This is a genomic window from Orbaceae bacterium BiB, from assembly GCA_036251205.1.
Taxonomy (GTDB): Bacteria; Pseudomonadota; Gammaproteobacteria; order Enterobacterales; family Orbaceae; genus Orbus; species Orbus mooreae.
Map to the genome: position 1 here is coordinate 105,125 of CP133958.1, position 23,791 is coordinate 128,915.

Sequence of the window (23,791 nt, forward strand, 5' to 3'; positions counted from 1 at the left end):
AGTAAATTATCCAACCCGTTTTAAGTTATTGCTGCATTATGACATAGACTTACAATTGTTTTAAATAAATTTTGATTATTTGCATTGCTTGCTAAATAAATATATTGCCAACCACTTTTTTTAGCTTCATTCAATATTCTTTCACTACTCACAATTAAACGAGCATGTTGTTTGTGTTCGCTATTACAATACTGCTCTAATTGTCGTAAATGTTCTATACTGGTAATAACAAAAAAGTCAGATTGGCTATGTTCTAAAATTGTTGATGGATAGACTGTCGTATTGCGACGATAACAATAAATATTTTTAACCAAGGCTCCTTGGCTTTTTAATTCATTGTGGATTACGCTGCGACTAATATCTCCAGATAAGATCAACACATTATGTTGCTTAAGTGGTAGTTTTATTGATTGAAAATAACGGATTAAACCCTCACTATTTTCATCAGTTTTTGGATAGTCTACTATGTGATTAGTGAATATTTGAAATTGTTGTGCCGTCTGTTTCCCAACTGCAAAATAGCGTACAAAGTCTGGAAACTGAGTCACCATATTATAGTGTTTCAGCATCAAGATAACTTGTGGCGATACAATAATAACAATATCATCTTTTTTTAGTAGATTAAGCTGTTGTTGTAGCTGATCTAAATCATCGCCTTTTGTAATGTTAAAAAAAGGCAGATGGATAGCAGCTAAATTAGCTTGATGACATAATTGTACTAACTCCTCTCCATAAGGAGAGGGTCTGGTTACTATAATCATAACATAGTCCTTGCGAATAATATGTTAATGACTAAATCTGGTTTAAGATTTGATCTGCTCCGAGCTTGATTAATTCTTTTGCCAGCTTTATCCCGAGATCAACTGATTGCTGTTTGTTACCTGATACTTTTGCTGTAATAATCGTTTTACCATCTAAACTTCCAACCAATCCACTGAGCTCTAGCGTATCTTGTGTTAAGATGGAGTAACAAGCAATAGGGACTTGGCAACCACCTTGTAGATAATTGTTCATTGCACGTTCTGCAGATACTTTAAAACGTGTATTTTGATCATCAAGGGGCGCTAATAATTGATGTACGGCACTATCATTTTGACGACTTTCAATACCTACAGCACCTTGACCAACAGCTGGCATGATTAGATCAACCGGGATATATAGCTTGATTCGGTCATGAAGACCTAATCGTTTTAAACCAACTGCGGCTAAAATAATCGCATCATATTGGCCACTATCTAATTTTTCTAAGCGAGATCCGACATTACCCCGTAAGTCTTTAATCACTAGGTGTGGATAGTGAGCTTTTAATTGACTTTGTCTTCTTAAGCTTGACGTTCCTACAACGGCATTAGCGGGTAGAGCACTAAGATCATGATATTTATTAGAGACAAAAGCATCACGGACTTCATCTCGTTCACAAATCGTGGTTAGCTCTAGCCCTTGTGGAAATTCAGCAGGAATATCTTTAATTGAATGTACTGCAATATCGGCATCACCATTAAGAATAGCAATTTCCAACTGTTTTACAAACAGCCCCTTACCACCAATTTTTGATAAAGGACTATCAAGTAATATATCACCTTGCGTAACAATAGGGATCAGCTCAACTTGTAGATCAGGGTGATGTGATAGCAATTGGGATTTGACATAATTGGCTTGCCATAATGCCAAAGGGCTTTTCCGTGTGGCTATCTTAATTGTTTTAACTTGCACAGCACATCCTTAAAATCATATTTTATTAACAAAATCAACAGCATAGCCTATATAGTTAGCTGGTGTTAATTGTTTTAAACGCGTTTTTTCGTGTTCAGGTAATTCTAAACTATCAATAAACTGTTGCATACCTTGACTATCAACACGTTTGCCTCGTGTTAATTCTTTTAGTTTTTCATATGGCTTTTCGATACCATAACGACGCATAACAGTTTGAATCGGTTCTGCTAATACTTCCCAGTTATGATCAAGTTCATCTCGTAAATGTTGCTCATTAACTTCTAACTTATTTAATCCTTTGAGTGTTGCTTGATACGCAATGATTGCATAGCCTAAGCCGACACCTAAATTGCGTAAAACAGTCGAATCAGTTAAATCGCGTTGCCAACGTGAGATAGGTAGTTTACTTGCTAGATGTAACATAACCGCATTAGCTAAGCCTAAATTACCTTCAGAGTTCTCAAAATCAATAGGATTAACTTTGTGTGGCATTGTAGAAGATCCGATTTCTCCAGTTACAGTTCGTTGTTTAAAATGGTTGAGTGCAATATAGCCCCAAATATCACGATCAAGATCGATAACAATGGTATTAAATCGCGCTACACAATCGAAAAATTCAGCAATATAATCATGTGGTTCGATCTGTGTTGTATAAGGGTTCCAAGTGAGTTCTAATGAAGTAACAAACTCTTGGCTAAAAGTATGCCAATCGACCTCTGGATAAGCAACAATATGAGCATTATAGTTGCCTGTTGCACCATTGATTTTACCAAGGATTTCAACCGCTTGTAGTTGTTTTAATTGACGTTCTAAACGATAAACAACATTAGCAAACTCTTTACCAATAGTTGACGGTGTCGCTGGTTGTCCATGGGTTCGCGAAAGTAATGGAATATGTTGGTAGAGTTTCGCTTTAGTTTTTAGTTCATTAATTAATTTATTCCAGTAAGGAACAATCACTGTTTCTCGTGCTGTTTTTAGCATTAATGAATAGGATAAATTATTAATATCTTCAGAAGTACAAGCAAAATGGATAAATTCTGTCACAACGCCTAAAGATGGATGTCCCGCCATTTTTTCTTTTAAAAAGTATTCAACAGCTTTAACATCATGATTCGTTGTTTTTTCAATTTCTTTAATGCGAAGGGCATCTTGTTCACTAAAATTGAGTATAATATTATCCAAAAATTGCAGATCCTCTTTTGAAAATTCAGCAACTTCGGTAATCTGTTTACAATTAGCTAACTTTTGTAGCCATTTTATTTCAACTTGTACCCGATATTTTAATAACCCATACTCACTAAATATAGGTCTCAGTTCTTTTGTTTTATCACCATAGCGACCATCAATTGGCGATAATGCGGTAAGTGCTGATAATTCCATCGTGTTACTCCGTATTTTTAGTGATTTCTCTTCTGATATAGATGAGTCAATATCATCAATAATTACTGGTTCTGCTGTAAAATCTCTTTAGCTGCTTTTGCAATATTCTTACGCATTAAAATAAGTTGTAGACGATTGCCGCCAACTTGGTACCATAAAATAGCAGCCCTCACACTAGCGAATAGTGCTGATCTCACTTTGGCTTGTACTAAAGTATTTTGTAAACATTCTACTTTACCATTTACTCTAATTTTGGTCGTTAATGGACTAATAATATCAGAGTAGATACCCGCTAAAGAGTAAGAGATCTCATCTCGATGATTTTCAACTATTGCGTGATCATGCTCATAATCATAGAGAGACTTAATTCGAGTTAAACGCTGTGAAATTTTAGTTAAAGCATCATCATTTTTAATGAGCTTACTGGTCACATTGATAGCACCAAATACATAACGCATAATTTCAATTTTTTCTTGTTGATTATGATTAAATGCGTTAGTTAAAAAAGTTAACCCTTCTTTGATATTATCAACTCCACCAAATACATCGATAGTTGATACTGGATCGGTGTCAAAAATACTATTTAATGAAATATCATATAAATATGTACTACATTGTCCGCTATTCGCTAATTTGGGAACCAACATTGCACTTTGGCAGATGCCACTCAATGCAATAGCGATATGGTGATACTTATTACTCATATTAACTCTCTTTGCTAGTCGATACGTGTTCATCAAATTGACGATGAGTTCTTTCCTCAATGATCCCGCCACCAAGACAAACTTCATCTAGATAAAAAACAGCTGATTGACCTGGTGTCACAGCCGCAACAGGATAGTCGAAAGTAACCTCAATCCTATCATCATTGATTGGAGTGACGGTACAAGGGATATCTTGTTGGCGATATCGTGTTTTTACACTACATTTTATAGTTTGAGTGAGTGGTATTCTGTTGACCCAATGAAGTTGACTGGCGATTAATCCTCCAGAGAATAGGGCAGGGTGCTCGTGACCTTGCGCAACAATTAGTTCATTTTTTTCAATATTTTTATCAACGACATACCACGGTGTCTCGTCAGCATTTTTTAAACCACCAATCCCAAGACCTTTTCGTTGTCCTAACGTATGATACATTAGTCCTTGATGTTCACCGATGATATCACCATCAACAGTTCTGATAATACCAGATTGAGCCGGTAAATAACGCGCTAAGAAGTCACTAAATTTACGTTCACCGATAAAGCAGATCCCTGTTGAATCTTTTTTAGCGGCGGTAACGAGACCCAATTGTTGAGCTATTTCTCTAACTTTCGGTTTTTCTAATTCACCGACAGGGAAAAGACTTTTACTGATCTGTTGTTCGCTTAATGTATAGAGAAAATAACTTTGATCTTTATTATTATCAAGACCTCTTAGTAATTCAACGCAACCATTATGTTCTCTTTTGCGAACATAGTGACCTGTTGCAATATAGTCAGCACCTAAATCTTCTGCTGCATAATCTAGAAATGCTTTAAATTTAATTTCTTTATTGCACAAAATATCCGGATTAGGTGTTCTTCCCGCTTTATATTCTGATAAAAAATGCTCAAATACATTGTCCCAGTATTCAGCAGCAAAATTGATAGTCAGTAATTTTATACCAAGCTTATCACATACAGCTTGGGCATCAGCTAAATCAGAAGCTGCTGAGCAGTACTCCTCATTATCGTCCTCTTCCCAATTTTTCATAAATAAGCCAATAACATCATATCCTTGTTGCTGCAATAAATAGGCCGATACAGATGAGTCAACGCCACCTGACATACCAACAATAACTTTGGGATTTACATTTTTAGAGTGATTAGTCTCGTTTACTAGCATAATTAAAAGGTATTAAATCGAAAGAATGATAGGCAATTCTATCACAAATGATAACAGAGCAATAATTTTTTACGATAGAAAAAATAAATAATCATTTGTTAATTTTATTACTAAATGATTATTTAAAAAAAATTATGAAAGATCTTTCAAAATACAGATAACTTGTCCGATAATATTAAAATTGACATCAATATTTAATTTATCAATGGTTATTACTGGGTATTTTTCATTATCAGATAACAACAAAAACTGTTTGCCACTATTTTGAATACGTTTGATGCTTGGTGTATCACCATATTCAACCGCGTAAATATAGCCGTCAAAGGGTAATGTACTTGCTGTATTCAAAATTAACATATCACCAGCTGATATTGTTGGCGACATTGAATCTCCTTTTGCTCTATAGGTATAGAGATCAGTAATATTAAAATTATGATGTTTAATATAGCTTAAATCAAAAGGGAAGGTTGTGTTGGTCTTTTGGTTTGACTTTTCATTGTTGTAGGATAAAACCGATGGATGTGGGGGAATATCAATAATATTTGGTGTCGCATTATTTTTTAATAGTCGACATCCTCCTTTTCCAGTTGCAAGCCATTCTATGGGTAGATCACATTTTTCTGCTATTATGGCTAAACGATTTAATGATGGGTATGTTTTTCCTGAGAGATAGTCTCTGATAACAGCTTCTGACATTCCGACCTTTTTAGCGAAGGAATTACCAGACATCCCTTCTTGTGCTAACGATAATCTATTTTTAAATTCAGAAATTCCAGTATTTTCCAGCAGCTTTTGTTTTTCAAGTTCTGTCATTGTTACCTTCATATTTACTTATTTTTAAGCTGATATAAGTATATTTATAAGTTTTTTTGTGAAATTGTGTACTTTTTTGTTTGAATTCGTTTTTTTTGTGTGGTATTCTTGTGTACATTATACCGTATTATTATTTCATTATACAGTATTTTTCCGATAATCTTAACTATATCTATACAAGAGGATCTCATCAATGAGAGTACAAGATCAAGACTGGCTACCATCAAGAGTGGTAGGCGAAATTAAAATTAGAGGTGGAAGCTTACGTGAACTATCCCGTAAAAGTGGTTTGCAGGCTGATACATTAAGGAATGCGCTATATCGTCATTGCCCTAAATATGAAAATATTATCTCTGAATATTTAAACGTTCCCGTTGAAAAAATTTGGCCAACTCGGTATAGAAATAAAAAAGCTTAATAACGAGTTCTGAATTTATTTTTCTTTTTATGACTTACTATATTTGTAATATAGTAAGTCATTTTTTTTACGTCGTATTTCTATTTTTTAGCGTGAGCCGCTGCTTTCACAATAGCAGCAAAAGCATCTGCTTTTAACGATGCTCCACCTACTAATGCACCATCAATATCTGGTTGAGCAAATAATTCAGCAGCATTTTTATCATTTACCGAACCACCATATTGAATCACAACTTGTTTCGCTACATTAGCATCAAGTTTAGCAATATGATCACGAATAAATTTATGTACAGCTTGTGCTTGTGCTGGAGTCGCTGATTTACCTGTACCGATTGCCCAGATTGGTTCATAAGCAATTACTGCATTATTAAAAGCTTGTACACCTAATAAATCAATTACAGCATTAATTTGTTTTGCACAAACAGCTTCAGTTTGACCCGCTTCGTTTTCAGCTTCTGTTTCACCAATACATAAAACTGGAACTAAATTATTCTCTTTTAGGACTGCAAATTTTTCTGCGATAAATTTATCACTCTCTTTATGATAAGTACGACGTTCTGAGTGACCAATAATAACGTGTGTTGCACCGACTTCTTTTAACATTTCTGCAGAAATATCGCCAGTATAAGCACCAGAAAGGTGTGTATCGACATTTTGTGCGCCTAAAATGATATTTGAATTTGCTAATAGCTTTTGTACATAGTCTAAATAGACAACTGGGGGAGCGATAGCTACGTCACAACCACTAACGCCAGCAAGTTGATTAGATAAACCAGTCACTAAATCTAAAGCCATTGCTTTACTACCATTTAGCTTCCAATTTCCCATAACAAGAGTTTTACGCATATTTTTCTCCAATAATTACATTTAATTGAGTGTGGATTTCGTTTGAATTAGTTATAATAGGTATCATTATACACAAATAATTGCTATTGAGGATCAATATGTCTTTAGAAATACTAAACCAATTAGAAAGCAAAATTCAACAAACTGTTAATACTATTCAATTGTTACAACAAGAGATTAGTCTTTTACAACAAAAAAATCAGGATTTAGAAACTTTAATTAATGATGAGTCAGAAGAAGTGACTAAATTACGTAATGAAAATGAATTGCTAAAACAGGAACAAACTGTATGGCAAGAGCGTATTTCTACATTATTAAATAAAATTGGTGAAATTACCCAATAATCTTATTTAAAAATGTTGTAATAAAGGGCTGGTATGGCCCTTTTTTAGTCTATCTCTTTAAAAAGAGGGTATTATTGTGTCTGTTATGTCGATACAATAGGTCAATACAATAAATATAACTTTTATTCTGCGTATTTTATTATAAAGAAAAAGAGATGCGATGAATCAATACTTAAAATCACTATGGTTAACTGAAACAGTTCGTTTAATTGAAAAAGAGAGTGGGCGATTTCGAGATGAGGATGCGAATCGCATTGCAAGAAGCGAACCGGGGGCATTATCTGATCGAATAATCAAACGCGCTGAAGTTATTGCTGAGCAGCATGGTTTAGTACAAGCGCAAACCAACTGGTTAAGTTCAGCTAAATTATCGATAGTTATTTTATTCATTTTTGCTCTATTTGTAGGTGTTGGACTTGCATTTAGTGCTTTGGCAAATAATCCTGTCAATTTATATTGGGCACTATTATGTTTGCTTGGGGTGCACTTTGTTACATTATGTTTATGGATTATCTCTTGTATTTTCATTCCAAATGAGAGCGGTAGCCTGTTTATTCATATTTGGCTTTGGTTGGCAAAAAAATTATCTCAAAAAAAGACAATCAGTCAGGTTCTACCCGCATTTATTACCCTATTTTCTAAGCAAACTCGTTGGTTAGTTGGTTTAATTGTTAATTTACTATGGACTGTCATTTTATTTTCAGCGTTAGTGATATTGGTCATTTTATTATCGACTAAAAGCTACAGTTTTGAATGGCAAACAACATTACTGAGTACCGATTCGGTTATTGCTATTACTCATTTTCTAGGCTGGCTTCCCTCGGTACTCGGTTTTTCTTTACCTGATTCCGAAATAATCCGCGTCAGTGCACAAGCTCTAACCGATTCTGAAATTCGTTCTGCTTGGGCTATTTGGTTACTGGGTATATTTATTATTTATGGTGTTGCTGTTCGGGCGATACTATTTATTTTTTGTTGGTTAAAATGGTCGACGGGATGTCAAAATCTGACATTAAATACGCAATATAGAGAATATCAACAATTAGTTAATGATCTACAGCCATTAGCTGAAAAAGCCATTTTAGATCAGGAACATTCTTACCATACATTAAACCAAACAAATCCATTAACGCGTAATATAGTGGGTAGTAAGCAACTATTAATTGCTATTGATATTGAACCGAATTGGTTACCGCCAACCAATGTTGAATTTTTAGGTTTTTTGAATAGTAATGAACAGCGTAAAGCGATTCTCGAATTTTTACAGCAACATCCCGCTGAAAAACTATTAATTGCGATTGATACGGATCGTGCTCCGGATCGCGGTATGCTTAATGTTATTCAATCATTGATTAATAAATCAGCCCAATCTAAACTATGGTTTATTAATCAAGGTCGTCAATTAGATAATTGGCAAGAGTGTATGTCTAAACTGGGTATTGAATCAGCTAATCCTGATTGGATATTAGTGGAAAATAATCATGCTTAGTGAACTTAATTTAGCTATTGTGGGTCATGCGAATGTAGGTAAAACATCATTGCTTCGAACTCTTACACAAGATAGCCAATTTGGTACTATATCGAATAAACCTGGTACGACGAGGCATGTTGAAGCGATTACGTTTTCATTAGCTGAGCAAAAAAAAATTATCTTTTATGACACGCCAGGTTTAGAAGATAGTATTGCGCTATATGACTATATTAATGATTTAAGTCGTGATAATGCTAAGCTTGATGGCGTTGATAAGCTAAATCTTTTTTTAGCGAGCCCTGAAGCTGAACATCAATTTGAACAAGAAGCGAAAGTGATACGTCAATTATTGAAAAGTGATGCAGCACTTTATGTTATTGATGTCAGAGAGCCAATTTTAGATAAATATCATGACGAACTGGCCATATTAGCTGATGGTGATAAACCCATATTGGCTTTATTTAATTATACTAGTTCCTCATCGCCTTATGAAGCTGATTGGAAGATGTTACTTGCTAGAATCGGCATTCATGCAATTGTAAGATTTGATGCTATTTTCCCATCTATTGAAGGTGAGTATCGTCTTTATCAAAGTTTATCGCTACTGATTGAACCTGCAAAAAATATTTTAGCACTGTGGCAAGAGCGAATTGTACAACAACGTATCGAACGAGATCAGCGTGCTAAGCTGATTATTGCCGAAGCACTTGTTGATGTTACGGCCTATAATGAAACTGTAAAAGATAACATGCCTCAAATGGTTAAACTAATGCAAGATAAGGTTAGGGGCAGGGAACAACAAGCGATCAATGAACTTTTATCGTTATATCATTTTTCTATACAACAAGAGAGTAGTGAAAATATTTCGCTTACAGAAGGACGTTTTGATAGCGATCTCTTTAATAAAGAAGCATTAAAATTAATTGGTATTCATTTAGGCAAAGGCGTATTTTCTGGTGCTGCAATCGGTGCTGGTGTAGATTTAGCCGTTGGCGGTATTACGTTAGGATCTGCCGCTTTAATTGGTGCAACAATCGGTGGTTTAACACAAACAGCGAAACATTATGGTTCGCGTATTATGCAAAAATTATCAGGCTATAATAAAATGACAATTGATGATACAATTATCTGCTTTTTGTCATTACGGTTATTACAGTTAAAAACAAATTTGAATTTACGTGGCCATGCCAATGCATTACCGATTATTTTAACTAAATTAGATGAAGCAACATGGAAAAAAGGTAAGCTACCTAAACCATTGCAAATAGCAAGAGCTCATCCAAATTGGTCATCATTAAATAGTCAGAAAAATAAAAAACAGGATCAACAACGTCAAGAGGTATTAGAAAATGTTGCTAATGAGCTGGAATAAAATAGTTACTTGTTTCGCTGTTATGTGCACAATGATCATATTATGTTCATGTAGTTCGCAAGCTTCTTTGCAATACATCGATACAAAATCTGACTTTTTAATGGTAAAAAATATTGAACAACAATATCAACAATGGCGTGGTACTCCTTATCGATATGGCGGCTATTCAGTAAAAGGAATTGACTGTTCAGCTTTTGTAAATAATTTTTATGATCAAAAAATAAATATGCCAATTCCTCGTGCTACAGTGGAACAAGTAAAAATAGGCAAAAAAGTTTCTAAGTTGCAAGCCGGTGATCTGATATTCTTTAAAACTGGACAAGGCGAAAATGGCTTACATGTTGGAATCTATTATAAAAATGGTCAATTTTTACATGTTTCAACATCACGCGGCGTTGAGTTTGCGAGTCTTCATGACTCTTATTGGAAAGCTCATTATTGGCAAGCTAAACGGGTCGTTAGTTAATTGTTCAAGAACTTGTTTTTTACAGTTTTTGAATTTAAAACTTAATTGAAATTATTGCACAATAAAACGTTTATAATGACTCATTTTCAATATTGGATAGTAGGTTGATTTTTATACTAGATTAATACCTTACAGCAAGAATATAACGAAATTATGGTGGGTTTTATTAAACTTTACTCGCTAATTCAGTCACTAAAGATAAGATATGCCTTATCCTTAGCGACTGTTAATAAAAGCTTATCGCTACCGTACTTCTTTACCTTGAGCTTGTAAATCTGCATGATATGACGATCGTACAAATGGTCCGCAGGCGGCATGAGTAAAGCCCATATCTAAAGCAATCTGTTTCAATTCATTAAACTCTTCAGGTGATACATATCGTTCAACGGGTAGGTGAAATTTACTCGGTTGTAGATATTGACCTAAAGTTAGCATCGTAACACCATGTGTGCGTAAATCTTTAAGCACTTGAATGAGTTCTTGATTGGTTTCTCCTAATCCGACCATTAATCCTGATTTTGTTGGCACATTCGGATTGAGTTCTTTAAATTTTGCAAGCAAACTTAAAGAACCTTCATAACTAGCACCTGGGCGAATTTTTTTATATAAACGCGGAATATTTTCTAAGTTATGATTAAAAACATCTGGTGGATTATTATTTAGTATTGCGACAGCTTCATTAATACAGCCACGAAAATCCGGTGTTAGCGTCTCCACTTTAATATTTGGACTTAATGCGCGAATTTCTCTAGTGCAATCAGCAAAATGACTTGCACCACCATCTTTTAAATCATCACGATCAACCGATGTTATTACAACATAGCGTAAGCGCATTTCAGCAATGGTTTGTGCTAATTTTAAAGGCTCTTGATGATCAGGTGGAAGTGGTCGCCCGTGTGCAACATCACAAAATGGACAGCGACGAGTACAGATATCACCTAAAATCATAAAAGTGGCTGTACCATGATTAAAACATTCCGCAAGATTAGGACAAGATGCTTCTTCGCAAACTGAGTGGAGTCCATGTTTACGCATCGTACTTTTTATATGTTGAATATTGGCTGTTTGTGCAGGCAGTTTAATTTTCATCCAATCTGGTTTTTTTAATAACCCAGTCTCTTCAATAGTAATAGAGGGAATTAAACGGGTTTTATCAGCATCGCGATATTTTGAACTCTTTGGGCTGCTACTTGTCATGTTGGTATTTGTCATAGTATACGTTCTATCTTACCGTTATAGGTTAAGTGGTAACTGCTCAATAAAATATTGAGCGAGTAATTTACGGATGTCATCATCATTAATCTCCATGACATAATCTTTTATTTGTGTCATTTGTAATCCATGATAACCACATGGGTTAATTGTATTAAATGGGCTTAGGTCCATATCAACATTTAGTGCTAGCCCATGTAATGTACAACCTTTATTAATGTGTAATCCTAAAGAACAGATCTTTTTGTCATCGACATAAACACCAGGCGCGTCAATTTTTGCGTTAGCAATGATGTTATAGTTGGCTAATGTTTTTACCACACTATTTTCTAAACAGCTGACGATATTTCTAGCAGTTAATTTTAAGCGCCGAAGATCAATTAAAATATACATAATTTGCTGACCGGGGGCATGATAGGTAATTTGCCCACCACGATCTGTCTGTATCACAGGGATTGATGTATGGTGTAAAAGGTGCTCTGGTTTACCTACTTTGCCTTGGGTAAAAACAGCAGGGTGTTGTACAAACCAAATTTCATCAGGTGTATCAATATTACGAGTTTGGGTAAACTGATGCATTAGCTCATAAATCGCTAAATAAGGCTGTAAACCTAAATTCTTTATAATTGGTTGTTCCATAGGCTAATGATCTTTTGATGATACGTTTGGTGACTAATAAAATAGAAGTTTACGCTTCAGTTTGCTTTATCAAGACAAATGGCAATATTCCTAAATATAGCAAATACTGATAGATATTGACAAGGCATCCTTAATGCCGCTGTTTTTAAAATAAAATTAAGATGTTATATAATCAAAAAAAGTTAAATATAATCAATTAGATAATTTCATTTATTGATTTTTATTGGAATAGTTGATTAATTTAATAGGAATTAACATTCTTTTCTATAGCAGGTTTATCTTTACCTTTAGTTTGGTAAGTGGCAGACTTACACACCATAAAGTTCGTAATGCAGAGCGAAAGTAAAAGTCTGCATTTTTTATAACAAAAAACAGAGGTTTAAATATGTCTGACATGCAAATGAATGATATTGATCCCATTGAAACTCAGGACTGGCTAAAAAGTATTGAGTCAGTAATTAGAGAAGAAGGTACAGAGCGAGCTCAATATATTATCGAACAAATCGTAAAACAAGCTCGACAAGGTGGCGTTCCATTATTGTTCGGTTCTTCAACGAGTAACTACATCAATACTATTCCTGTTGAAGATGAGCCTGCTTACCCTGGTGATTGGGAACTTGAACGACGTATTCGTTCTATCGTTCGTTGGAATGCAATGATGATGGTGCTACGTGCATCTAAAAAGGATTTGGATTTAGGCGGACATATGGCTTCATTCCAGTCTGCAGCAACGTTCTATGAAGTTTGTTTTAACCATTTCTTCCGCGCCCGTAATGAAAAAGATGGTGGTGATTTAGTTTATTTCCAAGGTCATATTTCTCCTGGTGTTTATTCTCGTGCATTTATCGAAGGTCGTTTAACTGAAGAACAGCTTGATAATTTCAGACAAGAAGTACATGGTAAAGGTCTATCTTCTTACCCACACCCTAAATTAATGCCTGAATTTTGGCAATTCCCAACAGTATCAATGGGACTTGGTCCAATCAGTGCAATTTACCAAGCTCGTTTCTTAAAATATCTTAATCACCGTGGTCTTAAAGACACTACTGAACAACGTGTATACGCATTCCTTGGTGATGGTGAGATGGATGAGCCAGAATCTAAAGGTGCAATCACTGTTGCGACACGTGAAAAACTTGATAACTTAACGTTTGTTATTAACTGTAACTTACAACGTCTTGATGGCCCAGTAACGGGTAATGGTAAAATTATCAATGAACTTGAAGGTATTTTTGCTGGTGCTGGTTGGAGTGTTATTAAAGTTATCTGGGGCGACCGTTGGGATAAACTGCTACAAAAAGACAAATCGGGTAAATTAATTCGTTTAATGAATGAAACACTTGATGGTGACTATCAAACATTCAAATCTAAAGATGGTGCTTATGTTCGTGAACACTTCTTTGGTAAGTATCCAGAAACGGCTGAACTTGTTAAAGATATGTCTGACGATGAGATTTTCCGTCTTAATCGTGGTGGTCAAGATCCTGCGAAAATGTTTGCAGCATTCCAACGTGCTAAAGAAACTAAAGGTCGTCCAACAGTTATTCTTGCTCATACAATCAAAGGTTATGGTATGGGTGATGCTGCTGAAGGTAAAAACATTGCTCACCAAGTGAAGAAAATGAATATGGATGGTGTTCGTCACGTTCGTGATTTCTTCAATATTCCAGTTACTGATGAAGCAATTGAAAAACTACCATACATTAAATTTGAAGAGCATACACCTGAATATAAATATCTTCATGAACGTCGTCAGGCGTTAAAAGGTTATGTTCCATCACGTTTACCTAATTTTACTGGTTCAGTTTCTATTCCTGCATTAAGTGAATTTAGTTCACTACTTGAAGCGCAAAATAAAGAAATTTCAACAACAATTGCATTTGTTCGTGCGCTTAATATTATGTTAAAAGATAAAGATCTTGCACCACGTTTAGTACCAATCTTAGCTGATGAAGCACGTACATTTGGTATGGAAGGTCTATTCCGTCAAATCGGTATTTATAATCCACATGGTCAACAGTATACACCACAAGATAGGGAACAAGTGGCTTACTACCGTGAAGATGAAAAAGGTCAAATCCTACAAGAAGGGATTAATGAAATGGGTGCTGGTGCGTCATGGCTTGCTGCTGCAACGTCATATAGCACAAATGACTGTCCAATGATTCCATTTTATATCTACTACTCAATGTTTGGTTTCCAACGTATCGGTGACTTATTATGGGCTGCAGGCGATCAACAAGCTCGTGGTTTCTTAATCGGTGGTACTTCTGGTCGTACAACATTAAATGGTGAAGGTTTACAACATGAAGATGGTCACAGCCATATTCAAGCGTTAACTATTCCTAACTGTATCTCTTATGACCCGGCTTATGCTTATGAAGTTGCCGTGATTATGCAAGATGGTTTACGTCGTATGTATGGTGATCAGGAAAATGTTTACTACTACATCACAACGTTAAATGAAAACTATGAACAACCCGCTATGCCGAAAGATGCTGAAGATGGTATCCGTCGTGGTATTTATAAACTTGATACTGTTGCTGCGAAAAAAGGTAAATTATCTGTTCAGTTACTTGGTTCTGGTTCAATTTTACGTCATGTACGTGAAGCTGCTGCAATTCTAGCTGACGAGTATGGTATTAGCTCTGATGTATATAGCGTAACATCATTTACTGAACTTGCTCGAGAAGGTCAAGATTGTGAACGTTATAATATGTTACACCCAACTGAAAAAGCGAAAGTTCCTTATATTGCACAAGTAATGAATAAAGCGCCTGCGATCGTTTCAACTGATTATATGAAACTATTTGCAGAACAAGTCCGTGCTTATGTACCAGCAGAATCATACAAAGTCTTAGGTACTGATGGATTTGGTCGTAGTGATAGCCGTGCTAATTTACGTCATCATTTTGAAGTTGATGCACGTTATGTTGTCGTTGCAGCGTTAAGTGAATTAGCAGCACGTGGTGATATTGAGAAATCAATTGTTGAAGAAGCAATTAAAAAATTCGATATCGACGCAAATAAAGCTAATCCACGTATTGCATAAGAGGTGATAACAATGAGTATTGAAATTAAATTACCAGATATTGGTGGTGATGAAGTTGAAGTCACTGAGATTCTTGTCAATGTTGGTGATAAAGTTGAAGTTGATCAGCCAATCATGACTGTAGAAGGTGATAAAGCTTCAATGGAAATTCCTGCGCCACAAGCTGGGATTGTTAAATCAATCACAGTTAAAGTAGGAGATAAAGTAACGACTGGTGTTTCTGTTATGGTATTTGACGGAGAGGGCGCTGCATCAGCGCCAGCGGCTGAAGCGCCAAAAGCTGCAGCACCAGCTCCGGCAGCTGCAAGCACTGGAGCAAGCCAAGTTGTTGATGTTAATGTACCAGACATCGGTGGTGATGAAGTTGAAGTCACTGAAATTTTAGTCAAAGTTGGTGATACTGTTGCGATTGATGATTCTTTAATTACTGTTGAAGGTGATAAGGCTTCAATGGAAGTCCCTGCATCAGTTGCAGGTAAAGTAAAAGCAATTGTTGTCAATGTTGGCGATAAAGTGAAAACTGGTTCTAAAATTATGGAGTTTGAAACAGCTGGTAGTACAGCGGCACCTTCTGCTCCAGCTCCAGCACCTGTTGCACAAAAACCAGCTGCTCCGGCGTCTACAACTCCAGCTGCCGCTGGTTCCGCGAATGGCTTTGTTGAAAATGATGCGTATGCACATGCAACTCCGTCAGTACGTCGTTTAGCGCGTGAATTTGGCGTTAATTTAGCAAAAGTTTCTGCTACTGGTCCGAAAAAACGTATTTTACGTGAAGATATTCAAACTTACGTTAAAAACGCAGTTAAACAAGTTGAAACGGGTTCAACTGGTGGTGCATTACCTGGTTTATTGCCTTGGCCAAAAGTTGACTTCAGTAAATTTGGTGCTATTGAAGAGTTACCATTAACCAAAATTCAGAAAGTTTCTGGTGCTAATTTGCATCGTAACTGGGTAATGATTCCTCATGTAACTGAGTTTGATGAAGCTGATATTTCTGATCTTGAAGCATTCCGTAAGCAACAAAATATGGAAGCAGAAAAACGTAAACAAGATCTGAAAATTACACCATTAGTGTTTATCATGAAAGCGGTAGCAAGTGCGTTAGAAGCTTATCCACGTTTTAATAGCTCTCTTTCTGAAGATGTACAAACATTGATTATCAAAAAATACATCAATATTGGTGTTGCGGTTGATACACCAAATGGTTTGGTTGTTCCTGTATTTAAAGATGTGAACAAAAAAGGTATTGTTGAGTTATCAAATGAGTTAGCTGCTATCTCTAAGAAAGCGCGTGATGGTAAATTGACGGGTAGCGATATGCAAGGCGGTTGTTTCACAATTTCAAGTTTAGGTGGTATTGGTACGACTTCGTTTACACCAATTGTTAATGCGCCAGAAGTGGGTATTTTAGGTGTATCTCGTTCATCAATGAAGCCTGTTTGGAATGGTAAAGAGTTCACACCGCGCTTAATGTTACCACTATCATTATCATTTGATCACCGCGTGATCGATGGTGCTGATGGTGCTCGTTTCTTAAGCCATATCGTTAAAGTATTATCCGACTTACGTCGTTTAGTGATGTAATAGGAGAGCGAAAATGAGCAAAGAAATTAAAACTCAAGTCGTTGTTTTAGGTGCAGGGCCTGCTGGTTATTCAGCAGCGTTCCGCGCAGCAGATTTAGGCCTTGATGTAACGCTAGTTGAGCGTTACTCAACCTTAGGTGGCGTATGTTTAAATGTGGGATGTATTCCTTCTAAAGCATTACTTCATGTAGCTAAAGTTATTGATGAAGCAAAATCATTAACTGCACATGGTATTGAATTTGGTACACCAAAATTAGACCTAGACAAAGTTCGTGGCTGGAAAGAGAAAGTTATCAGCCAATTAACGGGCGGTTTAGGTGGTATGGCAAAAATGCGTAAAGTTAATGTCGTACAAGGTGAAGCTAAATTTAGTGGTAGCCATTCACTATTAGTGAATACCGCTGAAGGTGAAACGATCATTAATTTTGAGAATGCGATTATTGCTGCAGGTTCAAGACCAATTCAATTACCATTTATTCCCCATGAAGATCCACGTATTTGGGACTCCACTGATGCATTAGCATTAACCACTATTCCTAAACGCTTTTTATTAATGGGCGGTGGTATTATCGGTCTTGAAATGGGAACGGTATATCATGCGTTAGGTTCAAAAGTTGATGTTGTTGAAATGCTTGATCAAGTGATTCCGGCTGCGGATAAAGATATTATTAAAGTCTTTACTAAACAGATCGAGAAAAAATTCACTTTAATGCTTGAAACTAAAGTAACTAAAGTTGAAGCAAAAACTGATGCTATCTATGTTTCAATGGAGAAAAAAGACGGTACGGTTGAAACACACCCATATGATGCTGTATTAGTTGCAATTGGTCGAACACCAAACGGTAAACTAATTGCTGCTGAAAAAGCAGGGGTAAATGTAACTGATCGTGGCTTTATTGAAGTTGATAAACAGATGCGTACCAATGTACCACATATCTATGCGATTGGTGATATTGTTGGTCAACCAATGCTTGCCCATAAAGGTGTGCATGAAGGGCATGTGGCAGCTGAAGTTATTGCTGGTAAAAATCACTTCTTTGATCCAAAAACAATTCCTTCTATTGCTTACACTGAACCAGAAGTTGCTTGGGTTGGTTTAACTGAAAAAGAAGCCAAAGCCAAAGGTATTAGCTATGAAGTAGCTATCTTCCCATGGGCTGCATCTGGTCGTGCAATTGCATCTGATTGTTCAGAAGGTATGACTAAATTGATTTTTGATAAAACAGACAACCGTTTATTAGGTGGTGCTGTTGTGGGTGTTAATGGTGGTGAATTGCTAGGTGAAATCGGCTTAGCAGTTGAAATGAACTGTGATGCTGAAGATATGGCATTAACAATTCATGCTCACCCAACACTTTACGAATCTATTGGTCTAGCTGCAGAAGTGTTTGAAGGATCAATTACTGATTTACCAAATGCAAAAGCGAAAAAGAAATAGTTTTTATGTATTGAAAAAAAACCAGCTTAGTGCTGGTTTTTTTATGATTTTTACTCTCTCAATTAATAATCATCACGGTATATATACCATCACAACATGATATTGTTATCATCGTAATTTTATTTAGAATATAGATAGAAACTCATTTAGATAGATATTGCTAAAGTAAATCTAATTTGCTGTATATATCTGATATATAAAATACAAATTAGTCTATTTTTAGTCCGAATAATTAACTATTAATTGGCGTTATTCTTAAATATTGTGAAAAGGTTTACGCTATTTTGTTCATATAGTGATAAGGGAGTTTAATATATAATTTATTTCTATTTATTTGATGTATCCTTGTTTAAACTTTCTTATATTGTAAATAAAAATTAAGAAAAGATATACATCAATTAAGCTAAGACATGGGGTAAATTTGAATGATAAATTTATTTGAATTATCAAATAAAAAAGATCGTCACTTATGGACGATGATTTATGTTGGAATCATAGCAGGTATTTTTTCAGCATTAGTTAAATCGGGTTTTGAAACATTAATTCCGCCAAGAACACCTGAAACAATGCCACCACCGATGGTATTATTAGAAAAATTAGGATTCAATGTTAGTACTATGGATTATCATTGGTTAGGTACTACGATTAACTGGGGTGGTAATGGAGTACATATTCTTTTTTCTATCGCAATAGCTATAATCTACTGTGTAGTATGTGAATATTTAGTAAAAGCTAAAATGTTGCATGGTGTTATTTTTGGTGTCGGTGTCTCTGTTTTTGCACATGGATTAGTTGTACCTTTATTAGGTTTATCTGGTTGGTTATGGCTTGCAGGTCCTGAAGCTTTAATCTCTGAATTTATTGGTACTGCATTTTGGATTTGGTCTATAGAAGCAATTAGAAGTGATCTGCGTTATCGATTAGTTAGACATAATTAATGCTTTCACTTTAGTTCGTTGTAAATAAACGGGTAGTTAACCTAATATAGAGCTACCCGTATTATTCGCCTCCATATAAAATATAGTCAATTATGATATATTTCTATTCTACATGTTTTTATTATTGCTTCTGTCTTTGACTCTTTAACATTGAGCCCTATACAAATATTAATAAACGTTTTACTCATTAGCCCGCAATCGCTACTCGACTGAGTAGATATCAGTTCAATCATATTAAAATCGGTGCGAGTTTGTATGAATTTTTTGGCCGAGGATACATTTAAATAAGGATATTTTTAAAATTTTAACTTCAAATATATATGATATTGGTGATAAGATGAAAACCAATTTAGTTGGGTATTAATAAATTTTAAAATAGATTTTTAGATTATTGCATAATTGTTAAATGACTCGAATTATGCATAGATTCATTGATTAAGGAGAGATAGATGTTTGGCTTATTTAAGAGAAAGCAAAAACAAGTAGCGCTTTTTTCGGTATGTGATGGCATATTAAAATCGATAGAAAAAGTTAATGATACTGTATTTGCTGATAAAATTATGGGCGATGGATTTGCCGTTACGCCTGTTAGTGGTAGAGTCAGCATTAATTCACCGATTAAAGGAAAGGTGATGAGTATTTTCCCAACTAAACATGCTATTACTTTTGTTACTGATGAAGGTGTTGAAGGTCTAGTTCATATGGGAATTGACACGGTTGCTTTAAAAGGTGACGGTTTTAATATCTTTGTCGAAGAAGGTCAAAGTGTCGATCACAATACGCGTCTTGCTGAAATGAATGTTGATTTTATTCTCGAGCAAGGTAAAGATACTGATATTATCACTGTTTTCACTAATTTAGATGAAAATAAAAAACTTGCAATATCCGAAACTGGAGATGTAAAAAAAGCCCAATCAATAGGCTGCATCACACTTTAAATCCTGTTGCTTAGTATATAAATAGATTAATAAGGTAACTCGATTTAATCTATTTATATCCTCTTTTATTACAGCCAATGTCCATAAAAAATGAGTAATGTCAAAGAGTATTAACCATAAAAAGTTGGTGCATCTTGCTTGAAATTCAATTTTTCTTCATTTATACTTAGCCGACTAATTAAATTTTGGTGTAATGATGGATTATAAAGCAAGAATATTACCAACGAGAGATGCATTATCTCGTGTACAAAAACAAGGAAATTTAGATACTGACGTTTCTGGTATTGATCTTGTTTTAAATTTAATTACTACGGCAGATTTAATTCGTGCCAGTATTTATAAACAACTAACTGAAAATCATGGTATATCAGAAGGCAAATTTGCTCTTTTGATGTCTCTTTATGGTGAAGGGGCAACAACCGCGAGTGATTTAGCATTACGTATTGGTGTCACTCCAGCAACTGTTTCTATTATGGTCAAACGTATGTTAGCGGCACCGGAACCACTCATTTCTATGTCTATTAATAATGATGATGGTCGTTCTCGCCTAATCACACTGACATCAGTCGGTTTAGAGCTTATTAAGCAATCGCTACCAGAACATTTCAAATCAGTAAAGACGTTTTCTGCTGTACTAAATGAACAGGAACGTGAATCTTTAATCACTATGTTGCGCAAACTGCTTCGAGCTGAAAGTTAGACTAATTATCCAATTATAATCATTAGCCATATTTTAACTAAATATTTAGCCGGCTAAATAAAAAGGAATTAAATTTAATTATGAAAAAAATTGTTTCTATACCGCTAACATTTCTGGGATTACTGCTTATTGGCTCGAGCTTAATCTATTTTGGTTCAAGAAATGATGCGGTTTCAGTTGCTAAATATATCAAATCAGGGGTATTAACAGCCGATCAAGTCAATGTGGCTTTTCAAAATGTAGGTGGGAAACTTGTTGAACGTAAAGTAGAAGAGTCCCAATGGGTCAAAAAAGGTGATATTTTAATGGTACTTGATGATAGGGATACAGCTATCGCTATTGAAAAAAACAAAGCGATGATTGATGCTCGGGAAGCTGCCATTCGTGCTGAAGAGTTATCTATTAATATTGATATTAATGAAACTAATCTGACTGAACTATCAACATGGCGAGCAATTGAAGAGTTACAAGCTAAATTAGATGCGGCTAAGGCGACTAAAGAACTTGCACAAACTGAATTTAATCGTGCATTAAAATTAAGTAAAACAGATAGTATCTCTAAATCGGCATTTGATACTGCCCAAAATGATCTCATCATCGCTAATATGGCGATAATTCAGTTAGAAAGCCAGCTAGCGGCTAAAACAATTGGTAGTAGCGCTGAACAACGCGAGAAATTGGTTAAGTCAAAAAATGCACAAGATATGCAGCTACAATCCATTAGCCAATTACGCGATAAAATTATCAATCGCAAAAATGTACTTGCTCAACTACAAGCTCAATTAGCGCAATCTAACGCCGATTTGAAACAACTTGAACTCAATTATCAACGTCTAACTTTAGTTGCACCAGAGGATGGTAAAATATTAAAGCTAATGTATGAGGTGGGTGAATTAGTACCAACTGGCGCCCCTGCGGTATTATTGGAAACTGAGCGTCAATACGTTGACATCTATGTAAATGAAAATATGGTCAATGATTATTTACCAAAAACAGCGGTAATTGCCTATGTACCAGCTATTGATCGTAATGTTAATGGGACGGTTCGTTTTGCAACCATGGCGCCTTCTTTTGCAGACTTACGATTAACTCGAGAGCGAGGACAAGCCGATTTAACCTCTTATCAAATTAGAATTTATATTAATAAGATGGAAAAATTACATACAGGTATGACTATTGAGGTTGATAATGCAAAATATCATTAACTCTATGATAGAAGAATTGCAAGCAATGATGTCTGGACATTTTGTACCTTATCATAAAGCGGCCATTATGGTTGCAGCTGTTGTTGCGCTAATATTCTCTCTTATTTTTAGACATGGCATCGTTTTTGAAGGGAAAGTATCTGTTATTGACTTAGATGGTTCTCATTATTCAACCGAGCTTATTAGTAAGATTAATACGTCACCTTATATTGCAATCAGTGAAGTAATACGTAGCCCTGTTGATCCAACTGTACTGGTTTCTCATGATCGTAATATCGGTGTTTTATATATTCCTAAAGGTTTAGAGAAAAGCTTAAAAAAGGGCGATAATTCGATAAATCTTGGCTATTTTGCCGATTATAGTAATGAAGCGCAAAATGCTAAAGTTATTCAGACATTGCATGAAATAGTCCCTGAACTCGGTGCCGAAATTAGCGTTAATCGCGTTGCTACACTAGGACTGGGTAATGAAGAGACAGAAGCTGTTTTATCACCAATGAAACTGACATCAAGGAGTCTATTTAATCCAACTAGCTCATCAACTATTTCAACGAGCATTTATTTTGTCTATTTCTTTTCATCATTAACTTATGGCTTAACTACATTAATGATTATCGGACGATTAAAAGTGACGGGTGTTTGGCAAATCACATTAGAAAGAGGCTGTTTGGCATTAATGAGCCGAATTATACCTTATACCTTTTTCTATACTTCGGCAATTACCTTTATAACGGCTATATTTGTTTTTTTTGGACAATTAAAGTTTGATGGTAATTATTTTGCTTATGTACCAAGTCTATTTATGACTGGATTAGCCTTTGGGTGGTTAGCGCTACTTCTTTCTTGGACAACTCAAAATCCAGGTCAGGGCGCAGGTAAAATGGTCTTTCTAGTACCGCCGGGCTTTATTTGTGGTGGTGCAACAATGGCAGTTGGGTTTTTACCTATTTGGGCTTATTATCTAAGTTATGCTTTCCCTTTAGTATGGCAATACCGTTTTTACCGTGATTTCGCACTTAAAGGACAAACGCTTGTTGATATGTTAGCAACTTATGGTGCTTATATTATCTATTTGACTGTTATTGCTTTAGTGCTCAAATTACTTTGCGAGCGAGCCTCAAAAAATATAATGTTTGTAAAAGACATGCCATTATCAGGTATACATTAAATCAATAATAATATTTATATTCGGGTAATTATGTAATTATTTTGACTATTTTATAATTTAATATGTTTCTTATATCAATTCTGAGTTATTTAACTTAAATATCATGTTTAATTAATTATAAAAGTCATTCTTAAATTAGTTTTTTTAATCAAAATTCAGCATCTTCCCATATTGACAATATCTATAGTGAGGATAATCTATTGGTAAATAATATTATTAATATTTT

The 23,791-nt window shown here is 35.2% G+C and carries 21 protein-coding genes and 1 pseudogene; 13 read left to right on the forward strand and 9 right to left on the reverse strand.

Annotated features, from left to right (window positions below):
• Positions 1-20 precede the first annotated feature (20 nt).
• The 6 genes from RHO11_00450 to RHO11_00475 all read right to left on the reverse strand — a co-directional run bounded on the left by RHO11_00450 (position 21) and on the right by RHO11_00475 (position 5,775).
• Positions 21-761 carry a uroporphyrinogen-III synthase gene (locus RHO11_00450; protein WVD61632.1) on the reverse strand — a complete coding sequence of 247 codons (741 nt, stop codon included), beginning with the start codon at positions 759-761 and terminating at the stop codon, positions 21-23.
• Positions 762-792: 31 nt separating this feature from the next.
• The gene (gene hemC, locus RHO11_00455; GenBank protein ID WVD61633.1) at positions 793-1,713 is read right to left on the reverse strand and encodes a hydroxymethylbilane synthase; all 921 of its coding nucleotides are present in this window, start codon (positions 1,711-1,713) and stop codon (positions 793-795) included.
• 15 nt (positions 1,714-1,728) lie between these two features.
• On the reverse strand, positions 1,729-3,096 hold the full coding sequence (purB, locus tag RHO11_00460; GenBank protein WVD61634.1) for an adenylosuccinate lyase: 1,368 nt from the start codon (positions 3,094-3,096) through the stop codon (positions 1,729-1,731).
• Between the two features lie 62 nt (positions 3,097-3,158).
• Entirely contained in the window at positions 3,159-3,800 is a 642-nt protein-coding gene (gene hflD, locus RHO11_00465) for a high frequency lysogenization protein HflD (GenBank protein WVD61635.1), read from the reverse strand.
• 1 nt (position 3,801) lies between these two features.
• Positions 3,802-4,962: a tRNA 2-thiouridine(34) synthase MnmA gene (gene mnmA / locus RHO11_00470; GenBank protein WVD61636.1), complete on the reverse strand. Its 1,161-nt coding sequence runs from the start codon at positions 4,960-4,962 to the stop codon at positions 3,802-3,804.
• A gap of 132 nt (positions 4,963-5,094) precedes the next feature.
• Complete coding sequence (locus tag RHO11_00475) at positions 5,095-5,775, reverse strand: XRE family transcriptional regulator (protein ID WVD61637.1); 681 nt, start codon at positions 5,773-5,775, stop codon at positions 5,095-5,097.
• A 193-nt stretch (positions 5,776-5,968) separates the two neighbouring features.
• Between RHO11_00475 and RHO11_00480 the strand changes: the two genes are divergently transcribed.
• Positions 5,969-6,193 (forward strand): helix-turn-helix domain-containing protein, encoded by a 225-nt coding sequence (locus RHO11_00480; GenBank protein ID WVD61638.1) that lies wholly within the window; start codon positions 5,969-5,971, stop codon positions 6,191-6,193.
• An 80-nt stretch (positions 6,194-6,273) separates the two neighbouring features.
• Here the strand turns inward: RHO11_00480 and tpiA are convergent, their stop codons facing one another.
• Positions 6,274-7,038 carry a triose-phosphate isomerase gene (tpiA, locus tag RHO11_00485; protein ID WVD61639.1) on the reverse strand — a complete coding sequence of 255 codons (765 nt, stop codon included), beginning with the start codon at positions 7,036-7,038 and terminating at the stop codon, positions 6,274-6,276.
• Positions 7,039-7,136: 98 nt separating this feature from the next.
• Here tpiA and zapB point away from each other — a divergent pair, with 98 nt between their 5' ends.
• From zapB to RHO11_00505, 4 genes are all read left to right on the forward strand, one after another.
• Positions 7,137-7,382: a cell division protein ZapB gene (gene zapB / locus RHO11_00490; protein WVD61640.1), complete on the forward strand. Its 246-nt coding sequence runs from the start codon at positions 7,137-7,139 to the stop codon at positions 7,380-7,382.
• A 160-nt stretch (positions 7,383-7,542) separates the two neighbouring features.
• Positions 7,543-8,871, forward strand: coding sequence for a DUF2868 domain-containing protein (locus tag RHO11_00495; GenBank protein ID WVD61641.1), 1,329 nt, complete (start codon positions 7,543-7,545; stop codon positions 8,869-8,871).
• The gene (locus tag RHO11_00500; GenBank protein WVD61642.1) at positions 8,864-10,225 is read left to right on the forward strand and encodes a GTPase/DUF3482 domain-containing protein; all 1,362 of its coding nucleotides are present in this window, start codon (positions 8,864-8,866) and stop codon (positions 10,223-10,225) included. Before RHO11_00495 ends, RHO11_00500 begins: the two co-directional genes overlap by 8 nt.
• A gap of 100 nt (positions 10,226-10,325) precedes the next feature.
• Positions 10,326-10,691: an NlpC/P60 family protein gene (locus RHO11_00505; protein WVD61643.1), complete on the forward strand. Its 366-nt coding sequence runs from the start codon at positions 10,326-10,328 to the stop codon at positions 10,689-10,691.
• Positions 10,692-10,934: 243 nt separating this feature from the next.
• Here the strand turns inward: RHO11_00505 and lipA are convergent, their stop codons facing one another.
• Both lipA and lipB read right to left on the reverse strand, forming a co-directional pair.
• Positions 10,935-11,888 (reverse strand): lipoyl synthase, encoded by a 954-nt coding sequence (lipA, locus tag RHO11_00510; protein ID WVD62913.1) that lies wholly within the window; start codon positions 11,886-11,888, stop codon positions 10,935-10,937.
• Positions 11,889-11,924: 36 nt separating this feature from the next.
• The gene (gene lipB / locus RHO11_00515) at positions 11,925-12,542 is read right to left on the reverse strand and encodes a lipoyl(octanoyl) transferase LipB (GenBank protein WVD61644.1); all 618 of its coding nucleotides are present in this window, start codon (positions 12,540-12,542) and stop codon (positions 11,925-11,927) included.
• Between the two features lie 385 nt (positions 12,543-12,927).
• Here lipB and aceE point away from each other — a divergent pair, with 385 nt between their 5' ends.
• From aceE to RHO11_00555, 8 genes and pseudogenes are all read left to right on the forward strand, one after another.
• Complete coding sequence (gene aceE / locus RHO11_00520) at positions 12,928-15,594, forward strand: pyruvate dehydrogenase (acetyl-transferring), homodimeric type (protein WVD61645.1); 2,667 nt, start codon at positions 12,928-12,930, stop codon at positions 15,592-15,594.
• A gap of 15 nt (positions 15,595-15,609) precedes the next feature.
• Positions 15,610-17,178, forward strand: a pseudogene (gene aceF, locus RHO11_00525) (pyruvate dehydrogenase complex dihydrolipoyllysine-residue acetyltransferase).
• Between the two features lie 13 nt (positions 17,179-17,191).
• On the forward strand, positions 17,192-18,616 hold the full coding sequence (lpdA, locus tag RHO11_00530) for a dihydrolipoyl dehydrogenase (protein WVD61646.1): 1,425 nt from the start codon (positions 17,192-17,194) through the stop codon (positions 18,614-18,616).
• Positions 18,617-19,041: 425 nt separating this feature from the next.
• Entirely contained in the window at positions 19,042-19,554 is a 513-nt protein-coding gene (locus tag RHO11_00535) for a DUF1440 domain-containing protein (protein ID WVD61647.1), read from the forward strand.
• Positions 19,555-20,003: 449 nt separating this feature from the next.
• Positions 20,004-20,492, forward strand: coding sequence for a PTS glucose transporter subunit IIA (locus RHO11_00540; GenBank protein WVD61648.1), 489 nt, complete (start codon positions 20,004-20,006; stop codon positions 20,490-20,492).
• Positions 20,493-20,685: 193 nt separating this feature from the next.
• Positions 20,686-21,192 carry a MarR family winged helix-turn-helix transcriptional regulator gene (locus RHO11_00545; protein WVD61649.1) on the forward strand — a complete coding sequence of 169 codons (507 nt, stop codon included), beginning with the start codon at positions 20,686-20,688 and terminating at the stop codon, positions 21,190-21,192.
• A gap of 80 nt (positions 21,193-21,272) precedes the next feature.
• Positions 21,273-22,397, forward strand: coding sequence for a biotin/lipoyl-binding protein (locus tag RHO11_00550; protein WVD61650.1), 1,125 nt, complete (start codon positions 21,273-21,275; stop codon positions 22,395-22,397).
• Complete coding sequence (locus tag RHO11_00555; protein ID WVD61651.1) at positions 22,381-23,565, forward strand: ABC transporter permease; 1,185 nt, start codon at positions 22,381-22,383, stop codon at positions 23,563-23,565. Before RHO11_00550 ends, RHO11_00555 begins: the two co-directional genes overlap by 17 nt.
• Positions 23,566-23,791 lie beyond the last annotated feature (226 nt).

Excerpts from the sequence above, each read along its gene's own strand:
- tpiA (WVD61639.1), bottom strand. The coding sequence starts at position 7,038 with ATGCGTAAAACTCTTGTTATGGGAAATTGGAAGCTAAATGGTAGTAAA.
- lipA (WVD62913.1), bottom strand. The coding sequence starts at position 11,888 with ATGACAAGTAGCAGCCCAAAGAGTTCAAAATATCGCGATGCTGATAAA.
- RHO11_00500 (WVD61642.1), top strand. The coding sequence starts at position 8,864 with ATGCTTAGTGAACTTAATTTAGCTATTGTGGGTCATGCGAATGTAGGT.
- RHO11_00505 (WVD61643.1), top strand. The coding sequence starts at position 10,326 with ATGGTAAAAAATATTGAACAACAATATCAACAATGGCGTGGTACTCCT.
- RHO11_00540 (WVD61648.1), top strand. The coding sequence starts at position 20,004 with ATGTTTGGCTTATTTAAGAGAAAGCAAAAACAAGTAGCGCTTTTTTCG.
- purB (WVD61634.1), bottom strand. The coding sequence starts at position 3,096 with ATGGAATTATCAGCACTTACCGCATTATCGCCAATTGATGGTCGCTAT.
- RHO11_00475 (WVD61637.1), bottom strand. The coding sequence starts at position 5,775 with ATGACAGAACTTGAAAAACAAAAGCTGCTGGAAAATACTGGAATTTCT.
- RHO11_00555 (WVD61651.1), top strand. The coding sequence starts at position 22,381 with ATGCAAAATATCATTAACTCTATGATAGAAGAATTGCAAGCAATGATG.
- lpdA (WVD61646.1), top strand. The coding sequence starts at position 17,192 with ATGAGCAAAGAAATTAAAACTCAAGTCGTTGTTTTAGGTGCAGGGCCT.
- RHO11_00550 (WVD61650.1), top strand. The coding sequence starts at position 21,273 with ATGAAAAAAATTGTTTCTATACCGCTAACATTTCTGGGATTACTGCTT.
- RHO11_00480 (WVD61638.1), top strand. The coding sequence starts at position 5,969 with ATGAGAGTACAAGATCAAGACTGGCTACCATCAAGAGTGGTAGGCGAA.
- RHO11_00535 (WVD61647.1), top strand. The coding sequence starts at position 19,042 with ATGATAAATTTATTTGAATTATCAAATAAAAAAGATCGTCACTTATGG.
- RHO11_00545 (WVD61649.1), top strand. The coding sequence starts at position 20,686 with ATGATGGATTATAAAGCAAGAATATTACCAACGAGAGATGCATTATCT.
- hflD (WVD61635.1), bottom strand. The coding sequence starts at position 3,800 with ATGAGTAATAAGTATCACCATATCGCTATTGCATTGAGTGGCATCTGC.
- RHO11_00450 (WVD61632.1), bottom strand. The coding sequence starts at position 761 with ATGATTATAGTAACCAGACCCTCTCCTTATGGAGAGGAGTTAGTACAA.
- mnmA (WVD61636.1), bottom strand. The coding sequence starts at position 4,962 with ATGCTAGTAAACGAGACTAATCACTCTAAAAATGTAAATCCCAAAGTT.
- RHO11_00495 (WVD61641.1), top strand. The coding sequence starts at position 7,543 with ATGAATCAATACTTAAAATCACTATGGTTAACTGAAACAGTTCGTTTA.
- zapB (WVD61640.1), top strand. The coding sequence starts at position 7,137 with ATGTCTTTAGAAATACTAAACCAATTAGAAAGCAAAATTCAACAAACT.
- aceE (WVD61645.1), top strand. The coding sequence starts at position 12,928 with ATGTCTGACATGCAAATGAATGATATTGATCCCATTGAAACTCAGGAC.
- lipB (WVD61644.1), bottom strand. The coding sequence starts at position 12,542 with ATGGAACAACCAATTATAAAGAATTTAGGTTTACAGCCTTATTTAGCG.